The following is a 255-nucleotide window of genomic DNA, read 5'->3' as shown; positions in this document are numbered from 1 at the left end:
CTGTAAAGCATACGACGTTGAAACCGCTGGTGGTGTGGCGCTGCGTGGTGCTTTCCTGATCGACAAGGAAGGTATGGTACGTGCGGCTAACATCAATGATCTGCCACTGGGTCGTAACATTGATGAGCTGGTACGTCTGGTTGAAGCGCTGCAATTCCACGAAGAGCACGGCGAAGTTTGCCCAGCTGGCTGGAGCAAAGGCGATAAAGGCATGACGGCTTCTCCGGAAGGTGTTGCCAAGTATCTGTCTGAGTC

The 255-nt window shown here is 53.7% G+C and carries 1 pseudogene; it reads left to right on the top strand.

The features are described 5' to 3' along the window. A pseudogene (locus tag Q4563_RS21095) lies at positions 1–255 on the top strand (peroxiredoxin); the annotation flags it as partial.

The organism is Gilvimarinus sp. 1_MG-2023, assembly GCF_030548285.1.
Note: the sequence above shows the minus strand (reverse complement) of the source record. Positions and strands in the feature narration are given on the sequence as shown.